Here is a 1,990-nt window from a genome sequence, read left to right on the forward strand (position 1 = left end):
AACGGCCTGGCGGTCTGGACCGACCCGCCCCTGACGACCGTCCGCCAGGACGTCGACGCGAAGGGCCGCGCCGCCGTCGGCGCCCTGCTGGACGTGATCGCCGCCCGGCGGGCCGGCCCTGCACCCCGCCCTGCACCCCACCCTGTACCCCACGTCACCCTGCCGACCGAGCTCGTCGTCCGCGGCAGCACCGGCCCGGCACCTCACGCCTGACCCGACCCACCACCGAAAGGGACACCCCCGTGACGGACAAGCACGTCGACACCCCGACCCACCCCGACGCCGACTGGTGGCGGCAGGCCGTCGTCTACCAGGTCTACCCGCGCACGTTCGCCGACGCCGACGGCGACGGCCTGGGTGACATCAAGGGCGTCACCTCGCGCCTGGACCACCTCCAGGGCCTCGGCGTCGACGCGGTGTGGCTCAGCCCCTTCTACCCTTCCGCCCTGGCCGACGGCGGCTACGACGTCGACGACTACCGCGACGTCGACCCCCGCCTGGGCACGCTCGCGGACGTCGACGAGATGATCCACGAGGCCCACCAGCGCGACATCCGGGTCATCGTCGACATCGTCCCGAACCACAGCTCGGACCGGCACGCCTGGTTCGTCGAGGCCCTGGCCGCCGAGCCCGGCTCGCCGGCGCGCGAGCGGTACGTCTTCCGTGACGGCACGGGCCCCGACGGCGCCGAGCCGCCGACGGACTGGATGTCGCACTTCGGCGGCCCGGCGTGGACCCGCGTCCCGGACGGCCAGTGGTACCTGCACCTCTTCACCCGCGAGCAGCCGGACTTCAACTGGGACAACCGCGAGGTCCGCGACGACTTCCTCCGCACGCTGCGCTTCTGGTCCGACCGCGGCGTCGACGGCTTCCGCGTGGACGTCGCGCACGCCCTGGCCAAGGACCTCTCGGACCCCCTGCGGAACCTGGGCGGCCGGCACCCCGACGCGCTCACCGAGCTGCCCATGGACGGCAGCCACCCGTACTTCGACCGCGAGGAGGTCCACGAGATCTTCCGCGAGTGGCGCGAGGTGCTGGACGAGTACGACCCGCCGCGCAGCGCCGTGGCGGAGGCGTGGGTGGCCAACAGCCGCCGCGTCCTCTACGCCCGCCCCGACGAGCTCGGCCAGGCGTTCAACTTCGAGCTGGTCCGGGCCGGCTGGGGCGCGCCGCAGTGGCACGTCGTCGTCGACGAGTCGCTCTCGGCCGCGCAGGTCGCGGGCGCCTCGGCGACGTGGGTCCTGTCCAACCACGACGTCGTGCGGCACGTGTCCCGCTACGCCCTGCCGGCGGGCGCGGACCTCAACGCCTGGCTGCTCAGCGGCGGCACGGACCCCGAGCCCGACCTCGAGCGCGGCCTGCGTCGGGCCCGGGCGGCGACGGCGTTCATGCTGGCCCTGCCGGGCTCGGCCTACCTCTTCCAGGGCGAGGAGCTGGGTCTGCCCGAGGTCGCGGACCTCGCGCCGGAGGACCTGCAGGACCCGATCTGGGAGCGCACGGAGCACCAGGAGAAGGGGCGCGACGGCTGCCGCGTGCCGATCCCGTGGGAGAAGGACGGCCCGTCGTTCGGCTTCGGCGCCTCCGACCGTCCCACGCTCCCGCAGCCGGCGTGGTTCGGGGACCTGTCGGTCCAGGCGCAGGACGGCGTCGAGGGCTCGACCCTCGAGCTCTACCGCGAGGCGCTGCGCCTGCGCCGCGAGCTCCGGGGCGACGAGTCGCTGGAGTGGCTGCACGACGGCGAGCCGACGACGACGCTGCACCTGCGCCGCTCCTCGGGTTGGGAGTGCGTCACGAACTTCTCCGACGCGCCCGTGCCGCTGCCGGCCGGCGAGGTGCTGCTGGCCAGCGGTCCGCTGGGTGACGGCGAGCTGCCCGGCGAGACGACGGTCTGGCTGCGCCGCTGACGCGACGCCGGGCCGCTCGCGGCGAGCACCGGGGAAGGTCGGTGGCGCAGGACGCCACCGACCTTCCCCGATGTCGTCTGCGGGTG

General features: G+C 74.4%; 2 protein-coding genes. Both read left to right on the plus strand.

Annotated elements, in window-relative coordinates:
• Positions 1-213 (plus strand): substrate-binding domain-containing protein (locus tag N866_RS18315; protein WP_034229439.1); only part of this gene is annotated, 213 nt, incomplete at its 5' end.
• A gap of 29 nt (positions 214-242) precedes the next feature.
• Positions 243-1,904 (plus strand): glycoside hydrolase family 13 protein, encoded by a 1,662-nt coding sequence (locus N866_RS18320; protein WP_034229441.1) that lies wholly within the window; start codon positions 243-245, stop codon positions 1,902-1,904.
• The last annotated feature ends 86 nt before the right edge of the window (positions 1,905-1,990 follow it).

Source organism: Actinotalea ferrariae CF5-4 (assembly GCF_000603945.1).
GTDB classification, from domain to species: domain Bacteria; phylum Actinomycetota; class Actinomycetes; order Actinomycetales; family Cellulomonadaceae; genus Actinotalea; species Actinotalea ferrariae.